Genomic DNA, 21,588 nt, shown 5'->3' with positions numbered 1-21,588 from the left:
TCCCATCCCGAACTCAGCAGTGAAACGATGCATCGCCGATGGTAGTGTGGGGTTTCCCCATGTGAGAGTAGGTCATCGTCAAGATTAAATTCCGAAACCCCAATTGCGAAAGCAGTTGGGGTTTTGTTTTGTCCGCAGGAAAATCTGTCTCTCCGGGTTTCTATGCAACTGCCCGGGGCGTAGCTATCATGCGGGCCTCATTGTGAGGCGAAACTTGCATGCTGACGTTGTTAAAGCTTCTAAAAGATGGCCGATTCCATTCGGGTCAGGCGCTGGGTGCTGCCCTGGGTGTCAGTCGCAGTGCAGTCTGGAAGCAACTCCAGCACCTGGAGGCCGAGCTGGGCTTGTCCATTCACAAGGTGCGGGGCCGGGGTTATCAATTGGCGGCGCCCTTGACGTTGCTGGATCCGCACGAGATAGGGCGGCTAGCGCCATCCTGCAATTGGCCTGCGCTCGTTATTGACTCGATAGATTCCACAAATGCTGAAGCGCTGCGTGCCATAGATCGTGGCCAGGCTGCACCCTTTATTGTGGTTGCCGAGCGTCAGACGGCAGGCCGCGGAAGGCGAGGTCGGAAGTGGGTGAGTCCATTTGCAGAAAACATCTATTACAGCCTTGTGCTGCGCATTGAAGGCGGGATGCGTCAGCTCGAGGGATTGAGCCTTGTTGTAGGGCTCGCTGTCATGCATACGCTGCGTGATCTCGGTATTTCTGCGGCTGGATTGAAGTGGCCCAACGACGTTCTGGTGGGCCAGAAGAAAATTGCCGGGATTCTGCTTGAGTTGGTGGGCGATCCTGCTGACGTGTGCCATGTGGTGCTGGGTGTGGGAATAAATGTAAACATGCAGCTAACCGATGAAGTCGATCAACAGTGGACTTCCATGCGGCTGGAGTCTGGAAAGATGTTCGATCGCAATCAGCTGGTCGCGGAGCTTGGGCTGACGCTGCAGAGGTATCTGGCGCGCCATCAGGCGAGCGGGTTCTCGGCGATCCAGTCTGAGTGGGAGCAAAATCATCTGTGGCAGGGGCGTGCGGTATCGTTGGTCGCGGGAGTTAGCCAGATCGCCGGTGAAGTGCTGGGAATCGATAGCCAGGGCGCCTTGCGCTTGAAGGTGGATGGCGTGGAAAAAGTGTTCAGTGGTGGCGAGCTGAGTCTGAGGTTGCGCGATGATTCTTGAGCTCGATTGCGGAAATAGTTTCATCAAGTGGCGCGTGCTCGAAGCGAATGCCCGGAAGGTAGTGGGTGAAGGAGTCGTTGATTCGGATCTGGCGCTACTGGAAAGCTTGAGGGCTCTGAAAGGCCTTGCGCTCAGGTTTTGTCGGTTGGTTAGTGTCAGGACTGCTGAAGAGACCGGTGAATTAACCGCTTTGTTGAGGGAGTCCTTCAAAGTCTCTGCGGTCTGCGCGGCCCCGACCCGGGAAATGTCGGGTGTGCGCAACGGCTATGAAGAGTTCGAGCGTCTTGGGCTGGATCGCTGGCTTGCGATGCTAGGTGGTTTTCATCTGGCTGGCGGCGCGTGCCTTGTGCTTGATTTCGGTACCGCTGTGACCGCCGACTTCGTTGCCGGGAATGGTGAGCACCTGGGAGGGTTCATCTGTCCTGGTATGCCGTTGATGCGCAATCAACTTCGTACGCATACCCGGAAGATTCGTTACGGCGATCTCGCGGCCGAGCGCGCGCTGGAGAGTCTTGTTCCGGGGCGTACGACTGTCGAAGCTGTCGAGCGAGGCTGTCTTCTGATGCTTCAGGGTTTTGTGCTGACTCAGCTGGAGATGGCACGCAGTTACTGGGGTGATGATTTCGTGGTGTTCCTTACCGGTGGCGATGCAGTCCTGGTTTCAGGCGTCGTGCCGGAGGCGAGGGTGGTTCCAGACCTGGTATTCGTTGGTTTGGCTATGGCGTGTCCTTTGTCCTGAGGTTCTTATGCGTTGGTTGTTTCTGCTTCTGCTGGTTCTCAATGTTTTCTATTACATCTGGCATCAGCAGGAAGCTCCTTTGCGGGCGAAGGATGTGACGCCTTTAAGCTTGTATCGGGGGTCTCAGCAAGATATTCGTCTGTTGAGCGAGGCGCCCGATGCAACCAGGGAAAAAGGAAGGGCTCCACAGGCTGATACCGGTTGCCTCTATATAGGTGGTTTTGCGCGGCAGGACGTAGTGCAGGGGCTTGAGCGCCGGTTGACTGGGATGGAGGTGAAATTTCAGTCGTTACCGAAGGGTGGTACTGAATCAGCCGGTTACTGGGTTCGCATCGCCCCGGAAAGCAGGCGCTGGCTAGACGATTTGCAGCTGATAAACCTTTCTAAAGAATTCAATGAGTTAAAACATAAAATAATGCCTTGCGAGGGGGTTGCACCCATCGAATAGTTTGCATAGAATGGCGCCCGCTCCACAGCGAAGACCGGAAACGGTTGGCGATGTGAAGCGAGGTCAACGCAGCTAAGCTCAGGTTTTTAATGAGAAAAATGCTTGACAGAAGGCTGGCATGATGTAGAATGCCGGCTCGCTTAGGAGGGGTTCCCGAGCGGCCAAAGGGATCAGACTGTAAATCTGACGTCTACGACTTCGAAGGTTCGAATCCTTCCCCCTCCACCATTTTTAGCGAGAGCTGCAAGCCTCGCGGGTATAGTTTAGTGGTAGAACCTCAGCCTTCCAAGCTGATGATGCGGGTTCGATTCCCGCTACCCGCTCCACGTTTGCAGGTTTTGCACAGTGTTACGCTCTTGTAGCTCAGTTGGTAGAGCACACCCTTGGTAAGGGTGAGGTCAGCGGTTCAAATCCGCTCAAGAGCTCCATATGACAAGGCAGATATGAAAATATCTGCCTTTGTTTTAGGTGGTAGTGGTTGCGCCTGGTTGTGTTTCTGAAGGTTGCCGGTGTTGAAAATGCCGGTGTTGCAGTCAGGCTTACCTGGTAAGTGTTGTAAAGTCTTTTTCGGGTCGGCATAATGGTCGGCCTGATTTTGTTTTAGGTCAGTAGCTCAATTGGCAGAGCGACGGTCTCCAAAACCGTAGGTTGGGGGTTCGATTCCCTCCTGACCTGCCAGATTCACTCGGTGTGTCTGGCTTTCTTTTCACAGGATCTTCATAGATGACTCCTAAAGCTGAAGCTCAAGGCTCTCGTTTCGACCTCCTCAAGTGGCTTGTAGTAGTTGCTTTGGTGGTTGTTGGCGTTGTTGGCAATCAGTACTTTTCTGCTTCGCCGATCCTGTACCGCGTACTCGCATTGCTTGCTATTGCTGCTGTAGCTGCCTTTGTAGGCTTGCAGACAGTTAAGGGCAAGTCTTTCTTCGTACTGGTTAAGGAAGCTCGCACCGAGATTCGTAAAGTCGTATGGCCAACTCGCCAAGAAACCACGCAGACCACGTTGATCGTTGTGGCTGTTGTCCTGGTTATGGCGTTGCTGTTGTGGGGTCTCGATTCCCTGCTCGGCTGGCTTGTCTCCTTGATTGTCGGCTAAGGGTGTCCCGTGGCTAAGCGTTGGTATGTTGTGCATGCTTACTCGGGTTACGAGAAGCATGTCATGCGTTCGTTGATCGAGCGCGTAAAGCTGGCTGGCATGGAAGATGGCTTCGGCGAGATTCTGGTTCCCACTGAAGAAGTGGTTGAAATGCGTAATGGCCAGAAGCGCAAGAGCGAGCGTAAGTTCTTCCCTGGCTATGTGCTGGTCCAGATGGATATGAACGAGGGTACTTGGCACTTGGTCAAGGATACTCCTCGGGTGATGGGCTTTATCGGCGGTACTGCTGATAAGCCTGCACCAATCACTGATAAAGAAGCAGAAGCGATTCTGCGTCGCGTCGCTGACGGTAGCGATAAGCCTAAGCCGAAGACGTTGTTCGAGCCAGGCGAGTCGGTGCGCGTTAACGATGGTCCGTTTGCCGATTTCACCGGCACGGTCGAAGAAGTTAACTACGAGAAGAGCCGGATCCAGGTCGCGGTGCTCATTTTCGGACGCTCTACCCCGGTAGAGTTGGAGTTCAGTCAGGTCGAAAAGGTCTAGCTGAACAAGCATCCCAACCCCGCAGCCTTAGGCTGTGGGGTTTTGTCGTCACTGGGATAAACGCGCAAGTAACCGGGGAGCCTTTCGAGGCGTTTGAACCCGTAATTGGAGTGCCTCATGGCCAAGAAGATTACCGCTTACATCAAGCTGCAAGTGAAGGCCGCTCAGGCTAACCCAAGCCCACCTGTTGGTCCTGCTCTGGGTCAGCACGGCGTGAACATCATGGAATTCTGCAAGGCCTTCAACGCCCGTACTCAGGGTCTTGAGCCAGGTCTGCCGACTCCAGTGATCATCACTGTCTACAGCGACCGTAGCTTCACGTTCGAAACCAAATCCACCCCTGCTTCGGTTCTGCTGAAGAAGGCGGCCGGTCTGACCAGCGGTTCCGCTCGTCCGAACACCGTTAAGGTTGGCACTGTAACTCGTGCTCAGCTGGAAGAAATCGCGAAAACCAAAAACGCGGATCTGACTGCAGCTGATATGGAAGCAGCCGTGCGTACCATCGCCGGTTCTGCTCGTAGCATGGGCCTTAACGTGGAGGGTGTGTAATGGCTAAGCTGACCAAGCGTCAAAAGGCTATCGCCGGCAAAATCGAAGCAGGCAAGTCCTACAATTTTGTAGACGCTGCTGCCCTGCTGGCTGAGCTGTCGACTGTCAAGTTCAGCGAGTCGTTCGACGTAGCTGTGAACCTAGGTGTTGACCCGCGTAAATCCGACCAGGTCGTTCGTAGCGCTACTGTGCTGCCACACGGCACTGGCAAGACCGTTCGCGTTGCTGTGTTCACCCAGGGTCCAGCTGCTGAGGCCGCTCTGGCTGCCGGCGCTGACCGTGTAGGTATGGACGATCTGGCTGCCGAAATGAAAGGCGGCGACCTGAACTATGACGTAGTTATCGCATCCCCGGATGCAATGCGCGTTGTGGGTCAGTTGGGTCAGATCCTCGGTCCACGTGGTCTGATGCCTAACCCTAAAGTCGGCACCGTAACGCCAGACGTAGCTACCGCGGTTAAAAACGCCAAGGCTGGTCAGGTTCGTTATCGCACCGACAAAAACGGCATCATCCACACTTCCGTTGGCAAGATCGGCTTCGATGCCGTCAAGCTGAAGGAAAACGTTGAAGCCCTGATCGCTGATCTGAAGCGTATCAAACCAGCTTCCTCGAAAGGCATTTACGTCAAGCGCGTTACCCTGAGCACCACTATGGGCCCAGGTCTGGTCATCGACCAAAGCTCGCTCGACGCGTAAGACAAAGATTGGCGCAAGCGATTGCGCCAATTGAAAAATTGGGGTCCCTGCCTGGCGGGGGCTATCCAAGACCGTAGGCGACGCAAGTCTTAAACCACAAGCCTACGCAGATGGTGCTCCCGGTTCCTTACCGAATCAGACACCAAAACGACATTCGGTTTCGATCGAATGAAACGGTAACAAGCAGGAGTTAAACCCGTGGCAATTAAACTCGAAGACAAGAAGGCCATCGTCGCTGAAGTCAACGAGGCTGCCAAAGTCGCTCTGTCCGCTGTCGTGGCTGATGCCCGTGGCGTAACAGTAGGCGCGATGACCGGACTCCGTAAAGAGGCTCGTGAAGCTGGTGTTTACGTACGTGTTGTACGTAACACCCTGCTCAAGCGCGCTGTTGCTGACACTGAATTCAGTGTCCTCAACGACGTGTTCACTGGCCCTACCCTGATTGCATTCTCCAAAGAACATCCAGGCGCTGCTGCCCGGATCTTCAAAGAGTTCGCAAAGGGTCAGGACAAGTTCGAGATCAAGGCAGCTGCGTTCGAGGGCAAGTTCCTCGCAGCTAACCAAATCGACGTACTGGCAACTCTGCCGACCCGTGACGAAGCAATTTCTCAGCTGATGAGCGTGATTCAAGGCGCAACCAGCAAATTGGCTCGTACTCTGGCGGCAATTCGCGACCAGAAAGAAGCTGCTGCAGCCTAAGGCTCGTCAACTTCTCGCGTTTTTTGTTTTTTTCGATGGTCGCGTAGGCCGTCCCCAATATCAGGAATTAGATTCATGTCTATCTCTCAGAACGATATCCTTGAAGCAGTTGGCAACATGTCCGTAATGGAAGTTGTTGAGCTGATCAAAGCTTTCGAAGAAAAATTCGGTGTTACCGCTGCTGCTGCATCGGCTGGTCCAGCTGCTGCTGCTGCCGTTGTTGAAGAGCAAACTGAATTCAACGTCATGCTGACCGAAGCTGGCGAGAAGAAAGTTAACGTGATCAAGGCTGTACGTGAACTGACCGGTCTGGGCCTGAAAGAAGCCAAGGCTGTAGTTGACGGCGCACCTGCCATGGTTCTGGAAGCTGTTGCCAAAGACGCAGCTGACAAAGCCAAAGCAACTCTGGAAGAAGCAGGCGCTAAAGTCGAGCTGAAATAAGCATCGACTTTGCGTCTCCAGCCCGAGCGTTAAGCGACAGGCTGATGGCTGGTGGCTCTTGCCACCGGCCTTTTTCCGTTATTGGCAGCCGACTGGGTCGGTGTTGATAACGAGCTGTAACCACCCGATGCGGTGGCGCAAACCATGGGGTTTGCACGATTTTCTGGCTGCTCCCGTCGGGAGGGGCCAAACAAGCAGGTGACCAAGCTGGGGAACGCTGATGGCTTACTCATATACTGAGAAAAAACGTATCCGCAAGGACTTTAGCAAGTTGCCGGACGTCATGGATGTGCCGTACCTCCTGGCCATCCAGCTGGATTCGTATCGTGAATTCTTGCAAGCGGGAGCGACTAAAGATCAGTTCCGCGACGTGGGCCTGCATGCGGCCTTCAAATCCGTTTTCCCGATCATCAGCTACTCCGGCAATGCTGCGCTGGAGTACGTCGGTTATCGCCTGGGCGAACCGGCATTTGATGTCAAAGAATGCGTATTGCGCGGTGTAACTTACGCCGTACCTTTGCGGGTAAAAGTGCGCCTGATCATTTTCGACAAAGAATCGTCGAACAAAGCGATCAAGGACATCAAAGAGCAAGAAGTCTACATGGGTGAAATCCCCCTGATGACTGAGAACGGTACCTTCGTAATCAACGGTACCGAGCGTGTAATCGTTTCCCAGCTGCACCGTTCCCCGGGCGTGTTCTTCGACCACGACCGTGGCAAGACGCACAGTTCCGGTAAGCTGCTGTACTCCGCTCGCATCATTCCTTACCGCGGTTCGTGGCTGGACTTCGAGTTCGACCCGAAAGACTGCGTATTCGTGCGTATCGACCGTCGTCGCAAGCTGCCTGCATCGGTACTGCTGCGCGCGCTCGGCTATACCACCGAGGAAGTGCTGGACGCGTTCTACACCACCAACGTTTTCCATGTGAAGGGCGAGAACCTGAGCCTGGAGCTGGTACCTCAGCGTCTGCGTGGTGAAATCGCGGTTCTGGATATCCAGGACGACAAAGGCAAGGTTATTGTCGAGCAAGGTCGTCGTATCACCGCTCGCCACATCAACCAGCTGGAAAAAGCCGGGATCAAAGAGCTGGAAGTGCCACTGGACTACGTCCTGGGTCGCACTACCGCCAAGGTCATCGTGCACCCGGCAACCGGCGAAATCCTGGCAGAGTGCAACACCGAGCTGAACACCGAGATCCTGGCGAAAATCGCCAAGGCCGGCGTTGTTCGCATCGAAACTCTGTACACCAACGATATCGACTGCGGTCCGTTCGTCTCCGACACGCTGAAGATCGATTCCACCAGCAACCAACTGGAAGCGCTGGTCGAGATCTATCGCATGATGCGTCCTGGCGAGCCGCCAACCAAAGACGCTGCCGAGACCCTGTTCAACAACCTGTTCTTCAGCCCTGAGCGCTATGACCTGTCTGCGGTCGGCCGGATGAAGTTCAACCGTCGTATCGGTCGTACCGAGATCGAAGGTTCGGGCGTGCTGTGCAAGGAAGACATCGTCGCGGTATTGAAGACTCTGGTCGACATCCGTAACGGTAAAGGCATCGTCGATGACATCGACCACCTGGGTAACCGTCGTGTTCGCTGCGTAGGCGAAATGGCCGAGAACCAGTTCCGCGTTGGCCTGGTACGTGTTGAGCGTGCGGTCAAAGAGCGTCTGTCGATGGCTGAAAGCGAAGGCCTGATGCCGCAAGACCTGATCAACGCCAAGCCAGTGGCTGCGGCGGTGAAAGAGTTCTTTGGTTCCAGCCAGCTGTCCCAGTTCATGGACCAGAACAACCCGCTGTCCGAGATCACCCACAAGCGTCGTGTCTCTGCACTCGGCCCTGGCGGTCTGACTCGTGAGCGCGCCGGCTTTGAAGTTCGTGACGTTCACCCGACGCACTACGGTCGTGTTTGCCCGATCGAAACGCCGGAAGGTCCGAACATCGGTCTGATCAACTCCCTGGCCGCTTATGCGCGCACCAACCAGTACGGCTTCCTTGAGAGCCCGTACCGCGTGGTGAAGGACGCTCTGGTCACCGACGAGATCGTATTCCTATCCGCCATCGAAGAAGCTGATCACGTGATCGCTCAGGCTTCGGCCACGATGAACGACAAGAAAGTCCTGATCGACGAGCTGGTAGCTGTTCGTCACTTGAACGAATTCACCGTCAAGGCGCCGGAAGACGTCACCTTGATGGACGTTTCGCCGAAGCAGGTAGTTTCGGTTGCAGCGTCGCTGATTCCGTTCCTCGAGCACGACGACGCCAACCGTGCGTTGATGGGTTCGAACATGCAGCGTCAAGCTGTACCAACCCTGCGTGCTGACAAGCCGCTGGTAGGTACCGGCATGGAGCGTAACGTAGCCCGTGACTCCGGCGTTTGCGTCGTGGCTCGTCGTGGCGGCGTGATCGACTCCGTCGACGCCAGCCGTATCGTGGTTCGTGTTGCTGATGATGAAGTTGAAACCGGTGAAGCCGGTGTCGACATCTACAACCTGACCAAGTACACCCGCTCCAACCAGAATACCTGCATCAACCAGCGTCCGCTGGTGCGTAAAGGTGATCGGGTTCAGCGTAGCGACATCATGGCCGACGGCCCGTCCACCGACATGGGTGAACTGGCGCTGGGTCAGAACATGCGTATCGCCTTCATGGCATGGAACGGCTTCAACTTCGAAGACTCCATCTGCCTGTCCGAACGCGTTGTTCAAGAAGACCGTTTCACCACGATCCACATTCAGGAACTGACCTGTGTGGCCCGTGACACCAAGCTTGGCCCAGAGGAAATCACTGCGGACATCCCGAACGTGGGTGAAGCTGCACTGAACAAGCTGGACGAAGCCGGTATCGTTTACGTAGGTGCTGAAGTAGGCGCAGGCGACATCCTGGTGGGTAAGGTCACTCCGAAAGGCGAGACTCAACTGACTCCGGAAGAAAAACTGCTGCGTGCGATCTTCGGTGAAAAAGCCAGCGACGTTAAAGACACTTCCCTGCGTGTACCTACCGGTACCAAAGGTACTGTCATCGACGTACAGGTCTTCACCCGTGACGGCGTTGAGCGTGATGCTCGTGCACTGTCGATCGAGAAGTCTCAGCTCGACGAGATCCGCAAGGACTTGAACGAAGAGTTCCGTATCGTTGAAGGTGCCACTTTCGAACGTCTGCGTTCCGCTCTGGTCGGCCACAAAGCCGAAGGCGGCGCCGGTCTGAAGAAAGGTCAGGACATCACCGACGAAGTGCTCGACGGTCTTGAGCATGGCCAGTGGTTCAAACTGCGCATGGCTGAAGACGCTCTGAACGAGCAGCTCGAGAAGGCCCAGGCCTACATCGTTGATCGCCGCCGTCTGCTGGACGACAAGTTCGAAGACAAGAAGCGCAAACTGCAGCAGGGCGATGACCTGGCTCCAGGCGTGCTGAAAATCGTCAAGGTTTACCTGGCAATCCGTCGTCGCATCCAGCCGGGCGACAAGATGGCCGGTCGTCACGGTAACAAAGGTGTGGTCTCCGTGATCATGCCGGTTGAAGACATGCCGCACGATGCCAATGGCACCCCGGTCGACGTCGTCCTCAACCCGTTGGGCGTACCTTCGCGTATGAACGTTGGTCAGATCCTTGAAACCCACTTGGGCCTCGCGGCCAAAGGTCTGGGCGAGAAGATCAACCGCATGATCGAAGAGCAGCGCAAAGTTGCCGAGCTGCGTAAGTTCCTGCACGAGATCTACAACGAGATCGGTGGTCGTCAGGAAAGCCTTGATGACTTCTCGGACCAGGAAATCCTGGATCTGGCTCAGAACCTGCGTGGCGGCGTTCCAATGGCCACTCCAGTGTTCGACGGCGCCAAGGAAAGCGAAATCAAGGCCATGCTGAAACTGGCAGACCTGCCAGAAAGCGGCCAGATGCAGCTGACTGACGGCCGTACCGGCAACAAGTTCGAGCGTCCGGTTACCGTTGGCTACATGTACATGCTGAAGCTGAACCACTTGGTAGACGACAAGATGCACGCTCGTTCTACCGGTTCGTACAGCCTGGTTACCCAGCAGCCGCTGGGTGGTAAGGCGCAGTTCGGTGGTCAGCGTTTCGGGGAGATGGAGGTCTGGGCACTGGAAGCATACGGTGCCGCTTACACTCTGCAAGAAATGCTCACAGTGAAGTCGGACGATGTGAACGGCCGTACCAAGATGTACAAAAACATCGTGGATGGCGATCACCGTATGGAGCCGGGCATGCCCGAGTCCTTCAACGTGTTGATCAAGGAAATTCGTTCCCTCGGCATCGATATCGATCTGGAAACCGAATAACACGTGACGCGAATCGAGAGCGGGGCAGGATTGCCCGCTCTCTGCTCCGCCAGGAGGAAAGGCCTTGAAAGACCTACTGAATTTGCTGAAAAACCAGGGTCAAGTCGAAGAGTTCGACGCCATCCGTATTGGATTGGCATCGCCTGAGATGATCCGTTCGTGGTCGTTCGGTGAAGTTAAAAAGCCGGAAACCATCAACTACCGTACGTTCAAACCTGAGCGTGACGGCCTGTTCTGCGCCAAGATCTTTGGCCCGGTAAAGGATTACGAGTGCCTGTGCGGTAAGTACAAGCGCTTGAAGCATCGTGGTGTGATCTGCGAGAAGTGCGGCGTTGAAGTCGCGCTGGCAAAAGTTCGTCGTGAGCGCATGGCGCACATCGAATTGGCCTCGCCTGTTGCCCACATCTGGTTCCTGAAATCGCTGCCGTCCCGTATCGGCTTGCTGATGGACATGACCCTGCGTGATATCGAACGCGTTCTCTACTTCGAGAGCTACGTCGTTATCGACCCGGGCATGACCACCCTTGAAAAAGGTCAGCTGCTGAACGACGAGCAGTACTTCGAAGCGCTGGAAGAGTTCGGCGACGATTTCGATGCCCGCATGGGTGCCGAAGCTGTCCGCGAACTGCTGCACGCTATCGACCTGGAACACGAGATTGGCCGTCTGCGTGAAGAAATTCCGCAAACCAACTCCGAAACCAAAATCAAGAAGCTGTCCAAGCGTCTGAAGTTGATGGAAGCCTTCCAGGGTTCCGGCAACCTGCCAGAGTGGATGGTGCTGACCGTTCTGCCGGTTCTGCCGCCAGATCTGCGTCCACTGGTCCCGCTGGATGGCGGTCGCTTCGCGACTTCCGACCTCAACGATCTGTATCGTCGAGTGATCAACCGTAACAACCGTTTGAAGCGCCTGCTGGATCTGTCCGCTCCGGACATCATCGTGCGCAACGAAAAGCGTATGTTGCAGGAAGCTGTCGACGCACTGCTCGACAACGGTCGTCGTGGCCGCGCTATCACCGGTTCGAACAAGCGTCCTCTGAAATCCCTGGCTGACATGATCAAGGGTAAGCAGGGTCGTTTCCGTCAGAACTTGCTCGGTAAGCGTGTTGACTACTCCGGTCGTTCGGTAATTACCGTAGGTCCGACCCTGCGTCTGCACCAGTGCGGTCTGCCGAAGAAAATGGCTCTCGAGCTGTTCAAGCCGTTCATTTTCGGCAAGCTGGAAATGCGTGGTCTCGCTACCACCATCAAAGCTGCCAAGAAGATGGTCGAGCGCGAGCTGCCGGAAGTTTGGGACGTTCTCGCTGAAGTGATTCGCGAACACCCGGTTCTTCTCAACCGTGCACCGACCCTTCACCGTCTGGGTATCCAGGCGTTTGAACCGGTACTGATCGAAGGTAAGGCTATCCAGCTGCACCCTCTGGTCTGCGCCGCGTACAACGCCGACTTCGACGGCGACCAAATGGCCGTGCACGTACCGCTGACGCTGGAAGCCCAGCTCGAAGCGCGTGCGTTGATGATGTCGACCAACAACATTCTGTCGCCAGCCAACGGTGAGCCAATCATCGTTCCGTCGCAGGACGTTGTATTGGGTCTGTACTACATGACTCGTGAAGCGATCAACGCCAAGGGCGAAGGTCGTGTGTTCGCGGATCTGCAGGAAGTAGACCGTGTGTTCCGTGCCGGCGAAGCCGCACTGCACGCCAAGGTCAAAGTGCGGATCAACGAAACCGTCAACGACCGTGACGGTGGCAGCGTGAGCGGCACTCGTATCGTCGACACCACTGTCGGCCGTGCGTTGCTGTATCAAGTTGTGCCAAAAGGTCTGTCGTACGACGTCGTCAACCTGCCGATGAAGAAAAAGGCGATCTCCAAGCTGATCAACCAGTGCTACCGCGTGGTTGGTCTGAAAGAGACCGTGATCTTCGCTGACCAGTTGATGTACACCGGTTTTGCCTACTCGACCATTTCCGGCGTTTCCATCGGCGTTAACGACTTCGTTATCCCGGATGAAAAAGCCCGCATCATCGGTGCTGCCACCGACGAAGTGAAAGAGATCGAAAGTCAGTACGCCTCCGGCCTGGTAACCCAGGGCGAGAAGTACAACAAAGTGATCGACCTTTGGTCCAAGGCGAACGACGAAGTTTCCAAGGCGATGATGGCCAACCTCTCGAAAGAGAAAGTCATCGACCGTCATGGCGTTGAAGTCGACCAAGAGTCTTTCAACTCGATGTACATGATGGCCGACTCGGGTGCGCGGGGTTCCGCAGCACAGATTCGTCAGCTGGCCGGTATGCGTGGCCTGATGGCCAAGCCGGACGGTTCCATCATTGAAACGCCGATTACTGCGAACTTCCGTGAAGGTTTGAGCGTACTTCAGTACTTCATCTCGACTCACGGTGCTCGTAAAGGTCTGGCGGATACCGCGTTGAAAACTGCGAACTCCGGTTACCTGACTCGTCGTCTGGTAGACGTAGCGCAAGATCTGGTTGTAACCGAGATCGATTGCGGCACCGAACACGGTCTGCTGATGACTCCGCACATTGAAGGCGGTGACGTTGTAGAGCCGTTGGGTGAGCGCGTATTGGGTCGTGTTATTGCCCGTGACGTATTCAAGCCAGGTACCGAGGACGTTATCGTTCCTGCCGGCACCCTGGTAGACGAGAAGTGGGTTGAATTCATCGAGCTGAACAGCATCGACGAAGTGATCGTGCGTTCGCCGATCAGCTGCGAAACCCGCTACGGCATTTGCGCCAAGTGCTACGGCCGTGACTTGGCTCGTGGTCACCAGGTGAACATCGGTGAAGCTGTCGGCGTAATCGCTGCACAGTCGATCGGTGAGCCGGGTACCCAGCTGACGATGCGTACGTTCCACATCGGTGGTGCGGCAAGCCGGACCTCCGCTGCTGACAGCGTTCAGGTGAAGAATGGCGGTACCGTCCGTCTGCACAACCTGAAGCACGTAGAGCGCGTGGATGGTCACCTGGTTGCTGTGTCCCGTTCCGGTGAGCTGGCCATCGCTGATGACTTCGGTCGTGAGCGTGAGCGTTACAAGCTGCCGTACGGTGCTGTGATTTCGGTTAAAGAAGGTGACAAGGTCGACGCTGGCGCAATCGTGGCCAAGTGGGATCCGCACACTCACCCAATCGTTACCGAAATGAAAGGTACCGTGACCTACGTGGGCATGGAAGAAGGCATCACGATCAAGCGTCAGACTGACGAATTGACCGGTATGACCAACATTGAAGTGCTCGACGCCAAAGACCGTCCAGCTGCGGGTAAGGACATCCGTCCTGCCGTGAAGATGGTCGACGACAACGGCAAGGATCTGTTGCTGCCAGGCACTGACGTTATCGCTCAGTACTTCCTGCCAGCCAACGCCCTGGTCGGTGTGGCGGATGGTGCGAAGATCGCGATCGGTGACGTTATCGCTCGTATCCCGCAAGAGACTTCGAAGACCCGTGACATCACCGGTGGTCTGCCGCGTGTTGCCGACTTGTTCGAAGCTCGTCGTCCGAAAGAAGCGTCGATTCTGGCTGAAGTCAGCGGCACCATCGCGTTCGGTAAAGAGACCAAAGGCAAGCGCCGTCTGGTCATTACCCCGAACGACGGTAGCGATCCGTATGAAGAGCTGATTCCGAAGTGGCGTCACCTGAACGTGTTCGAAGGCGAACAGGTAAACCGCGGCGAAGTTATCTCCGACGGTCCAAGCGATCCACACGACATCCTGCGTCTGCTGGGTGTAAGTGCGCTGGCCAAGTACATCGTTAACGAGATCCAGGACGTTTACCGTCTGCAAGGCGTGAAGATCAACGATAAGCACATCGAGACCATCCTGCGTCAGATGCTGCGTAAAGTTGAAATCGCTGAATCCGGCGATTCCAGTTTCATCAAGGGCGACCAGATGGAATTGACTCACGTTCTGGTAGAGAACGAGCGTTTGAGCGGCGAAGACAAATTTGTCTCCAAGTTCACTCGCGTTCTGCTGGGTATCACCAAGGCGTCGTTGTCCACCGAATCGTTCATCTCGGCGGCTTCCTTCCAGGAAACCACTCGCGTACTGACCGAAGCGGCGGTAACCGGCAAGCGCGACTACCTGCGCGGCCTGAAAGAAAACGTGGTCGTGGGTCGTCTGATCCCGGCTGGTACCGGTCTGGCTTATCACAGCGAGCGCAAGCGTCGTCGTGATGCTGACAAACCGTTGCGCGTTAGCGCCAGTGAAGTGGAAGCTGCACTGACCGAAGCGCTGAACTCGAGCGGTAACTGAGTTCTGCGGTAAATGAGCGTAAGGCCCTGTTCGCTCCGTTCATCGAATCGAGACAATTTGTCGAGGTTGGATGAGCGGGGAGGGCGGGGCCTTGCCTTGACTGGGGGCAAGATCCTCTTTAGACTCTTGTACCCCTAAATTTGGCGGGAATTCGTTCCTGCCATTTTGCTTTTCTTGCAAGACAATAGCGTCGCAAGACAACAGTGGAGCTAGTAGATGGCAACTATCAACCAGCTGGTACGTCAGCCGCGTAAGCGTATCGTCGAGAAATCCGACGTGCCTGCGCTGCAGAACTGCCCGCAACGCCGTGGCGTGTGCACCCGTGTGTACACCACCACGCCGAAAAAACCTAACTCGGCACTGCGTAAAGTATGCCGTGTGCGTCTGACCAACGGTTTCGAGGTTTCCTCGTACATCGGTGGTGAAGGCCACAACCTGCAAGAGCACAGCGTGGTACTGATCCGCGGCGGTCGTGTAAAAGACTTGCCAGGTGTTCGTTACCACACCGTTCGCGGTTCTTTGGATACTTCCGGCGTTAAAGGTCGTAACCAGGGTCGTTCGAAGTACGGTACCAAGAAGCCTAAGTAGTAGCGGCTTTTTGTAAAAACTGATTTTCTATTTTTCTGAGTCGATAAGAGTAAGGTCGGAGGCGTCCCGCAAGGGCACCGATTCCGAGCGAACCTGAAGACCGTTTGAGGGCTTATCCATGCCAAGAAGACGCGTAGCAGCCAAGCGCGAAGTGCTTGACGATCCAAAATACGGAAGCCAAATCCTGGCCAAGTTCATGAACCACGTGATGGAAAGCGGCAAGAAAGCCGTTGCCGAGCGTATCGTTTATGGCGCGCTGGAAAAGGTTAAAGAACGCAAGAACAGCGACCCCCTGGAAATCTTCGAGAAAGCTCTCGACGCCATCGCTCCGCTGGTCGAAGTAAAGTCGCGCCGTGTAGGCGGTGCTACTTACCAGGTTCCGGTTGAAGTTCGTCCGTCCCGTCGTAACGCTCTGGCAATGCGCTGGTTGGTAGACTTCGCCCGTAAGCGCGGCGAGAAGTCTATGGCTCTGCGTTTGGCTGGCGAACTGTTGGACGCTGCCGAAGGTAAAGGTGCTGCAGTTAAGAAGCGTGAAGACGTGCACCGTATGGCTGAAGCTAACAAAGCTTTCTCGCACTACCGCTTCTAATTTTAGCGTCACTAATTTTGCGAGGGCTTTATGGCTCGTACTACACCGATTAATCGCTACCGTAACATTGGTATCGTTGCTCACGTGGATGCTGGTAAAACCACCACCACCGAGCGCGTCCTTTTTTACACTGGCAAAAGCCACAAGATGGGCGAAGTGCATGATGGCGCTGCGACCACCGACTGGATGGTTCAGGAGCAGGAGCGTGGTATTACCATTACTTCTGCTGCTATTACCGCCTTTTGGCAGGGTTCTGCGAAGCAGCACAAGGACCAATACCGCTTCAACGTCATCGATACCCCGGGTCACGTAGACTTCACCATTGAAGTTGAACGTTCCCTGCGCGTACTCGACGGCGCGGTGGTTGTGTTCTGTGGTACTTCCGGCGTTGAGCCTCAGTCCGAAACCGTATGGCGTCAAGCCAACAAGTACGGTGTTCCACGTATCGTTTACGTGAACAAAATGGACCGTGCTGGCGCGAACTTCCTGCGCGTGATCGCTCAGATCAAGCAGCGTCTGGGTCACACTCCGGTGCCGATCCAGTTGGCTATCGGTTCCGAAGACAACTTCCAGGGTCAGATCGATCTGATGACCATGGAAGCGGTTTACTGGAACGATGCTGACAAGGGCATGACTCCACGTCGCGAAGCTATCCCTGCTGAACTGCAGGAGCTGGCTGAAGAGTGGCGCAGCAACATGGTTGAGGCTGCTGCCGAAGCCAGCGAAGAGCTGATGAACAAGTACCTGGAAGGTGAAGAGCTCACCATCGAGGAAATCAAGGCCGCTCTGCGTCAGCGTACTATCGCTGGCGAAATCGTCTTGGCTGTTTGCGGTTCTTCCTTCAAGAACAAGGGCGTTCCCCTGGTTCTCGACGCCGTTATCGACTACCTGCCGGCTCCAGTCGACATTCCTGCTATCAAGGGTTCCAACCCTGATAACGAGGAAGAAATGATGGAGCGTCATGCAGACGACAACGAGCCGTTCTCGGCTCTGGCGTTCAAGATCGCTACCGACCCATTCGTGGGTACCTTGACCTTCGTCCGCGTTTACTCGGGCGTGTTGGCCTCCGGCGACGGCGTGATCAACTCGGTTAAAGGCAAGAAAGAGCGCGTGGGTCGTATGGTGCAAATGCACGCAAACGCCCGTGAAGAAATCAAGGAAGTACGCGCTGGTGACATCGCGGCCTTGATCGGCATGAAGGACGTCACCACTGGCGAAACTTTGTGCAACGCTGACAAGCCAATCATCCTGGTTCGCATGGACTTCCCGGAGCCGGTTATTTCGGTTGCCGTTGAGCCTAAGACCAAGGATGACCAGGAAAAAATGGGTATCGCTCTGGGCAAGCTTGCTCAGGAAGACCCGTCTTTCCGCGTAAAAACTGATGAAGAGACTGGTCAAACGATCATCTCCGGCATGGGCGAGTTGCACCTGGACATCCTGGTTGACCGGATGCGCCGTGAGTTCAACGTCGAAGCCAACATCGGTAAGCCTCAGGTTTCCTATCGTGAGCGCATCACGAAGAACTGTGAAATCGAAGGCAAGTTCGTTCGTCAGTCCGGCGGTCGTGGCCAGTTCGGTCATTGCTGGATCCGTTTTGCACCTGCTGACGAAGGTCAGGAAGGTCTGCAATTCGTGAACGAAGTAGTGGGTGGTGTGGTTCCTAAGGAATACATCCCGGCTATCCAGAAGGGTATCGAAGAGCAGATGAAGAACGGTGTTGTTGCCGGCTATCCGCTGATCGGCCTGAAGGCTACCGTGTTTGATGGTTCTTACCACGACGTCGACTCGAACGAGATGGCGTTTAAGGTGGCTGCTTCCATGGCTACCAAGCAACTGGCCCAAAAGGGCGGTGGTGAGTTGCTTGAGCCGATCATGGCGGTAGAGGTTGTTACGCCTGAAGACTATATGGGTGACGTGATGGGCGACCTTAACCGTCGTCGCGGCATGATTCTGGGTATGGAAGATACGGTTTCCGGTAAGGTTATCCGTGCTGAAGTTCCGTTGGGCGAGATGTTCGGTTATGCGACCGACGTTCGTTCGATGTCCCAGGGTCGCGCAAGCTACTCTATGGAATTCAAAAAATACAATACGGCTCCGTCGCACATCGTCGAAACCGTTACCAAAAAACAAGGCTGATTCAGTCCTTTAGGCAAGGAGTTAATTGTCGTGGCTAAAGAAAAATTTGATCGTTCCCTACCGCACGTCAACGTTGGCACCATCGGTCACGTTGACCACGGTAAAACCACTCTGACCGCAGCTCTGACTCGCGTTTGCTCCGAAGTTTTCGGTTCTGCAATCGTTGATTTCGATAAAATCGACAGCGCTCCAGAAGAAAAAGCTCGTGGTATCACCATCAACACCGCGCACGTCGAGTACAACTCGAAGATTCGTCACTACGCTCACGTTGACTGCCCAGGTCACGCGGACTACGTGAAGAACATGATCACCGGTGCTGCCCAGATGGACGGCGCGATCCTGGTTTGCTCGGCCGCTGATGGTCCGATGCCACAAACCCGTGAGCACATCCTGCTGTCCCGTCAGGTAGGCGTTCCGTACATCGTGGTTTTCCTGAACAAGGCTGACCTGGTAGACGACGCTGAGCTGCTGGAACTGGTTGAGATGGAAGTTCGCGACCTGCTGTCCACCTACGACTTCCCGGGCGATGACACTCCAATCATCATCGGTTCGGCTCGTATGGCGCTGGAAGGCAAAGACGACAACGAAATGGGCACCACTGCCGTTCGTAAACTGGTTGAAACTCTGGACAGCTACATCCCAGAACCAGAGCGTGCTATCGACAAGCCGTTCCTGATGCCAATCGAAGACGTATTCTCGATCTCGGGTCGCGGTACTGTTGTGACTGGTCGTATCGAGCGCGGTATCGTTCGCGTTCAAGATGCGCTGGAAATCGTTGGTCTGCGTGACACCACCACCACCACCTGCACCGGTGTTGAGATGTTCCGCAAGCTGCTCGACGAAGGTCGTGCTGGCGAGAACTGTGGCGTTCTGCTGCGTGGCACCAAGCGTGACGACGTTGAGCGTGGTCAGGTTCTGGTTAAGCCAGGTTCGGTTAAGCCGCACACCAAGTTCACCGCAGAAGTTTACGTTCTGAGCAAGGAAGAAGGCGGTCGTCACACTCCGTTCTTCAAAGGCTACCGTCCACAGTTCTACTTCCGTACTACTGACGTGACCGGTAACTGCGAGCTGCCAGAAGGCGTTGAAATGGTAATGCCAGGTGACAACATTCAGATGACTGTTACCCTGATCAAAACCATCGCAATGGAAGACGGTCTGCGCTTCGCTATCCGTGAAGGCGGCCGTACCGTTGGTGCTGGCGTTGTAGCTAAAATCATCGAGTAATCTCCTCGCCGAGATAGCTTTGATGTTTTGAAAAGGCCCCCGCTCAGCGGGGGCCTTTTTTATTGGGTTGACACCTATCTGGGGCGTCTATAGAATTGCGCCTCCTTTTAACGGGCGTATTGCGCCCGGTGGGAATAGCAGCCGGAGTCTGAAATCCAATGCAAAATCAGCAAATCCGTATCAGGTTGAAGGCTTTCGACCATCGCCTGATCGACCAATCCACCCAGGAAATCGTGGAAACCGCGAAACGTACTGGTGCTCAAGTGCGTGGTCCAATTCCACTGCCTACCCGTAAAGAGCGGTTCACCGTTCTGGTCTCCCCGCACGTCAACAAAGACGCGCGTGACCAGTACGAGATCCGTACTCATAAGCGCGTTCTGGACATCGTCCAGCCAACGGATAAAACCGTTGATGCACTTATGAAGCTTGATCTTGCGGCCGGTGTGGAAGTGCAGATCAGCCTCGGCTAAGACTCGGTCTTAGTCGTGTAACGCTCTGAAATGGGCGGCCATAGCGGGTGAAAGCCCCGTACACTCATGAGGTTTACAACATGACTATTGGTGTAGTCGGTCGTAAATGCGGTATGACCCGTATTTTCACCGAAGAAGGTGTCTCCATTCCGGTCACGGTCATTGAGATCGAGCCGAATCGCGTCACCCAGTTCAAAACTGAAGAGACCGATGGCTATCGTGCAGTGCAAGTCACTGTCGGCGAGCGTCGTGCTTCGCGTGTAACAGCAGCTCAAGCTGGCCACTTCGCTAAAGCGAACGTTGCCGCTGGTCGTACCGTAATGGAATTCCGCCTTGAAGAAGGCGAGTACCAGGCCGGCGATCTGATCAACGCTGAAATCTTCGCCGCTGGTCAACTGGTTGATGTAACCGGTCAGTCCAAGGGTAAAGGCTTCCAGGGTACGATCAAGCGTTGGAATTTCCGCGGGCAAGATAACACCCACGGTAACTCCGTATCCCACCGCGTTCCAGGCTCTATCGGCCAGTGCCAGACTCCTGGTCGTGTATTCAAGGGCAAAAAAATGTCCGGTCATATGGGCGCTGAGCGCGTGACCGTGCAGTCCCTCGAAGTAGTGCGCGTGGACGCTGAACGCAATCTGTTGTTGGTCAAGGGCGCTGTTCCTGGCGCTACTGGCGGCAACTTGGTTGTACGTCCAGCAGCCAAGGCTCGCGGTTAAGGGGAAGCTGACATGCAATTAAATGTAAATGACGCTCAAGCGATCGAAGTTTCCGAGCTGACATTTGGCGGCGAATTCAACGAGACGCTGGTTCACCAAGCAGTCGTGGCCTACATGGCCGGCGGTCGCCAGGGTTCCAAGCAGCAAAAGACCCGTTCCGACGTTCGTGGTGGCGGTAAGCGCCCATGGCGTCAGAAAGGTACTGGCCGTGCTCGTGCCGGTACTATCCGTAGCCCAATCTGGCGTGGCGGCGGTACCACTTTCGCAGCTCGTCCTCAGGATCACTCCCAGAAGCTGAACAAGAAGATGTATCGCGCAGCAATGCGTTCCATCCTTGCTGAGCTGGTGCGTACTGATCGTCTGGTCGTGGTTCAGGATTTCGCCGTTGAGACGCCGAAAACCAAAGACCTGCTGGGCAAACTGAACAACATGAGCCTGACCGACGTTTTGATCGTGTCGGACGCTGTTGATCAGAACCTGTACCTGGCTGCTCGTAACCTGCCACACGTAGATGTACGTGACGTGCAAGGTTCCGATCCAGTTAGTCTGATCGCATACGACAAGGTGTTGATCACCGTGTCGGCCGTGAAGAAATTCGAGGAGCTGCTGGGATGAACCAGGAACGCGTATTTAAAGTTCTGCTTGGCCCGCACGTTTCCGAGAAGGCTACGGTTCTGGCAGACAAGAAAGGCCAGTTCGTTTTCAAGGTTGCTACTGACGCAACCAAGCTGGAAATCAAGAAGGCCGTCGAAAGCCTGTTCAGCGTGAAAGTAGAGCGTGTTACTACCCTGAATGTTCTGGGTAAGAGCAAGCGCACTGCTCGCGGTCTGGGCAAGCGTAATGACTGGAAGAAGGCAGTTATCTCCCTTCAGCCAGGCCAAGATCTCGATTTCAGCAGCAGTGCTGAGTAAGGAAGGGGTGCA

General features: G+C 55.2%; 19 protein-coding genes and 4 tRNA genes. All 23 read left to right on the top strand.

Annotation, left to right across the window (positions count from 1 at the left end; genetic code table 11):
• Positions 1 to 218: 218 nt before the first annotated feature.
• The 23 genes from birA to rplW all read left to right on the top strand — a co-directional run bounded on the left by birA (position 219) and on the right by rplW (position 21,576).
• Positions 219 to 1,178 carry a bifunctional biotin--[acetyl-CoA-carboxylase] ligase/biotin operon repressor BirA gene (gene birA / locus KGB21_RS23485; RefSeq protein ID WP_223506876.1) on the top strand — a complete coding sequence of 320 codons (960 nt, stop codon included), beginning with the start codon at positions 219 to 221 and terminating at the stop codon, positions 1,176 to 1,178.
• Positions 1,168 to 1,917 (top strand): pantothenate kinase, encoded by a 750-nt coding sequence (locus tag KGB21_RS23480; protein ID WP_223506875.1) that lies wholly within the window; start codon positions 1,168 to 1,170, stop codon positions 1,915 to 1,917. Before birA ends, KGB21_RS23480 begins: the two co-directional genes overlap by 11 nt.
• 7 nt (positions 1,918 to 1,924) lie before the next feature.
• Positions 1,925 to 2,365, top strand: a complete 441-nt coding sequence (locus KGB21_RS23475) for a hypothetical protein (RefSeq protein WP_034148080.1) — start codon at positions 1,925 to 1,927, stop codon at positions 2,363 to 2,365.
• Positions 2,366 to 2,508: 143 nt separating this feature from the next.
• A tRNA-Tyr gene (locus KGB21_RS23470) sits at positions 2,509 to 2,593 on the top strand.
• A gap of 24 nt (positions 2,594 to 2,617) precedes the next feature.
• Positions 2,618 to 2,691, top strand: a tRNA-Gly gene (locus tag KGB21_RS23465).
• 26 nt (positions 2,692 to 2,717) lie between these two features.
• Positions 2,718 to 2,793, top strand: a tRNA-Thr gene (locus tag KGB21_RS23460).
• Between the two features lie 174 nt (positions 2,794 to 2,967).
• Positions 2,968 to 3,043 (top strand) — tRNA-Trp (locus tag KGB21_RS23455).
• 45 nt (positions 3,044 to 3,088) lie between these two features.
• Positions 3,089 to 3,457: a preprotein translocase subunit SecE gene (gene secE, locus KGB21_RS23450; RefSeq protein ID WP_007984402.1), complete on the top strand. Its 369-nt coding sequence runs from the start codon at positions 3,089 to 3,091 to the stop codon at positions 3,455 to 3,457.
• 9 nt (positions 3,458 to 3,466) lie between these two features.
• Positions 3,467 to 4,000, top strand: a complete 534-nt coding sequence (nusG, locus tag KGB21_RS23445; RefSeq protein WP_007933727.1) for a transcription termination/antitermination protein NusG — start codon at positions 3,467 to 3,469, stop codon at positions 3,998 to 4,000.
• A 117-nt stretch (positions 4,001 to 4,117) separates the two neighbouring features.
• Complete coding sequence (rplK, locus tag KGB21_RS23440) at positions 4,118 to 4,549, top strand: 50S ribosomal protein L11 (RefSeq protein WP_007933726.1); 432 nt, start codon at positions 4,118 to 4,120, stop codon at positions 4,547 to 4,549.
• Positions 4,549 to 5,244, top strand: a complete 696-nt coding sequence (rplA, locus tag KGB21_RS23435; protein WP_008041297.1) for a 50S ribosomal protein L1 — start codon at positions 4,549 to 4,551, stop codon at positions 5,242 to 5,244. The genes rplK and rplA overlap by 1 nt, the downstream gene beginning before the upstream one ends.
• A gap of 198 nt (positions 5,245 to 5,442) precedes the next feature.
• Entirely contained in the window at positions 5,443 to 5,943 is a 501-nt protein-coding gene (gene rplJ / locus KGB21_RS23430; RefSeq protein ID WP_007970413.1) for a 50S ribosomal protein L10, read from the top strand.
• A gap of 75 nt (positions 5,944 to 6,018) precedes the next feature.
• Complete coding sequence (gene rplL / locus KGB21_RS23425; RefSeq protein WP_034148078.1) at positions 6,019 to 6,384, top strand: 50S ribosomal protein L7/L12; 366 nt, start codon at positions 6,019 to 6,021, stop codon at positions 6,382 to 6,384.
• A 220-nt stretch (positions 6,385 to 6,604) separates the two neighbouring features.
• Positions 6,605 to 10,678 (top strand): DNA-directed RNA polymerase subunit beta, encoded by a 4,074-nt coding sequence (rpoB, locus tag KGB21_RS23420; protein ID WP_034148077.1) that lies wholly within the window; start codon positions 6,605 to 6,607, stop codon positions 10,676 to 10,678.
• Between the two features lie 64 nt (positions 10,679 to 10,742).
• Positions 10,743 to 14,942 carry a DNA-directed RNA polymerase subunit beta' gene (gene rpoC, locus KGB21_RS23415; protein ID WP_034148076.1) on the top strand — a complete coding sequence of 1,400 codons (4,200 nt, stop codon included), beginning with the start codon at positions 10,743 to 10,745 and terminating at the stop codon, positions 14,940 to 14,942.
• A 216-nt stretch (positions 14,943 to 15,158) separates the two neighbouring features.
• A complete protein-coding gene (rpsL, locus tag KGB21_RS23410; protein ID WP_002555494.1) occupies positions 15,159 to 15,530 on the top strand; it encodes a 30S ribosomal protein S12 in 372 nt (123 codons plus the stop codon).
• A gap of 118 nt (positions 15,531 to 15,648) precedes the next feature.
• A complete protein-coding gene (rpsG, locus tag KGB21_RS23405; RefSeq protein ID WP_002555493.1) occupies positions 15,649 to 16,119 on the top strand; it encodes a 30S ribosomal protein S7 in 471 nt (156 codons plus the stop codon).
• 30 nt (positions 16,120 to 16,149) lie between these two features.
• Positions 16,150 to 18,255, top strand: a complete 2,106-nt coding sequence (gene fusA, locus KGB21_RS23400) for an elongation factor G (protein WP_034148075.1) — start codon at positions 16,150 to 16,152, stop codon at positions 18,253 to 18,255.
• A gap of 30 nt (positions 18,256 to 18,285) precedes the next feature.
• Positions 18,286 to 19,479, top strand: a complete 1,194-nt coding sequence (tuf, locus tag KGB21_RS23395; protein ID WP_034148074.1) for an elongation factor Tu — start codon at positions 18,286 to 18,288, stop codon at positions 19,477 to 19,479.
• A 158-nt stretch (positions 19,480 to 19,637) separates the two neighbouring features.
• A complete protein-coding gene (gene rpsJ / locus KGB21_RS23390) occupies positions 19,638 to 19,949 on the top strand; it encodes a 30S ribosomal protein S10 (protein WP_003186070.1) in 312 nt (103 codons plus the stop codon).
• 80 nt (positions 19,950 to 20,029) lie between these two features.
• Positions 20,030 to 20,665 (top strand): 50S ribosomal protein L3, encoded by a 636-nt coding sequence (rplC, locus tag KGB21_RS23385; RefSeq protein WP_003186059.1) that lies wholly within the window; start codon positions 20,030 to 20,032, stop codon positions 20,663 to 20,665.
• Positions 20,666 to 20,677: 12 nt separating this feature from the next.
• Positions 20,678 to 21,280, top strand: coding sequence for a 50S ribosomal protein L4 (gene rplD, locus KGB21_RS23380; RefSeq protein ID WP_003228735.1), 603 nt, complete (start codon positions 20,678 to 20,680; stop codon positions 21,278 to 21,280).
• Entirely contained in the window at positions 21,277 to 21,576 is a 300-nt protein-coding gene (rplW, locus tag KGB21_RS23375) for a 50S ribosomal protein L23 (RefSeq protein WP_002555488.1), read from the top strand. The genes rplD and rplW overlap by 4 nt, the downstream gene beginning before the upstream one ends.
• Positions 21,577 to 21,588: the final 12 nt, after the last annotated feature.

Source organism: Pseudomonas sp. GL-RE-29 (assembly GCF_019947275.1).
Lineage (GTDB): Bacteria > Pseudomonadota > Gammaproteobacteria > Pseudomonadales > Pseudomonadaceae > Aquipseudomonas > Aquipseudomonas fluorescens_A.
Note: the sequence above shows the minus strand (reverse complement) of the source record. Positions and strands in the feature narration are given on the sequence as shown.

Excerpts from the sequence above, each read along its gene's own strand:
- KGB21_RS23475 (WP_034148080.1), top strand. The coding sequence starts at position 1,925 with ATGCGTTGGTTGTTTCTGCTTCTGCTGGTTCTCAATGTTTTCTATTAC.
- rpsG (WP_002555493.1), top strand. The coding sequence starts at position 15,649 with ATGCCAAGAAGACGCGTAGCAGCCAAGCGCGAAGTGCTTGACGATCCA.
- birA (WP_223506876.1), top strand. The coding sequence starts at position 219 with ATGCTGACGTTGTTAAAGCTTCTAAAAGATGGCCGATTCCATTCGGGT.
- rplC (WP_003186059.1), top strand. The coding sequence starts at position 20,030 with ATGACTATTGGTGTAGTCGGTCGTAAATGCGGTATGACCCGTATTTTC.
- rplD (WP_003228735.1), top strand. The coding sequence starts at position 20,678 with ATGCAATTAAATGTAAATGACGCTCAAGCGATCGAAGTTTCCGAGCTG.
- rpsJ (WP_003186070.1), top strand. The coding sequence starts at position 19,638 with ATGCAAAATCAGCAAATCCGTATCAGGTTGAAGGCTTTCGACCATCGC.
- rplW (WP_002555488.1), top strand. The coding sequence starts at position 21,277 with ATGAACCAGGAACGCGTATTTAAAGTTCTGCTTGGCCCGCACGTTTCC.
- rpsL (WP_002555494.1), top strand. The coding sequence starts at position 15,159 with ATGGCAACTATCAACCAGCTGGTACGTCAGCCGCGTAAGCGTATCGTC.
- secE (WP_007984402.1), top strand. The coding sequence starts at position 3,089 with ATGACTCCTAAAGCTGAAGCTCAAGGCTCTCGTTTCGACCTCCTCAAG.
- rplA (WP_008041297.1), top strand. The coding sequence starts at position 4,549 with ATGGCTAAGCTGACCAAGCGTCAAAAGGCTATCGCCGGCAAAATCGAA.
- rplL (WP_034148078.1), top strand. The coding sequence starts at position 6,019 with ATGTCTATCTCTCAGAACGATATCCTTGAAGCAGTTGGCAACATGTCC.
- rpoB (WP_034148077.1), top strand. The coding sequence starts at position 6,605 with ATGGCTTACTCATATACTGAGAAAAAACGTATCCGCAAGGACTTTAGC.
- rplK (WP_007933726.1), top strand. The coding sequence starts at position 4,118 with ATGGCCAAGAAGATTACCGCTTACATCAAGCTGCAAGTGAAGGCCGCT.
- fusA (WP_034148075.1), top strand. The coding sequence starts at position 16,150 with ATGGCTCGTACTACACCGATTAATCGCTACCGTAACATTGGTATCGTT.
- KGB21_RS23480 (WP_223506875.1), top strand. The coding sequence starts at position 1,168 with ATGATTCTTGAGCTCGATTGCGGAAATAGTTTCATCAAGTGGCGCGTG.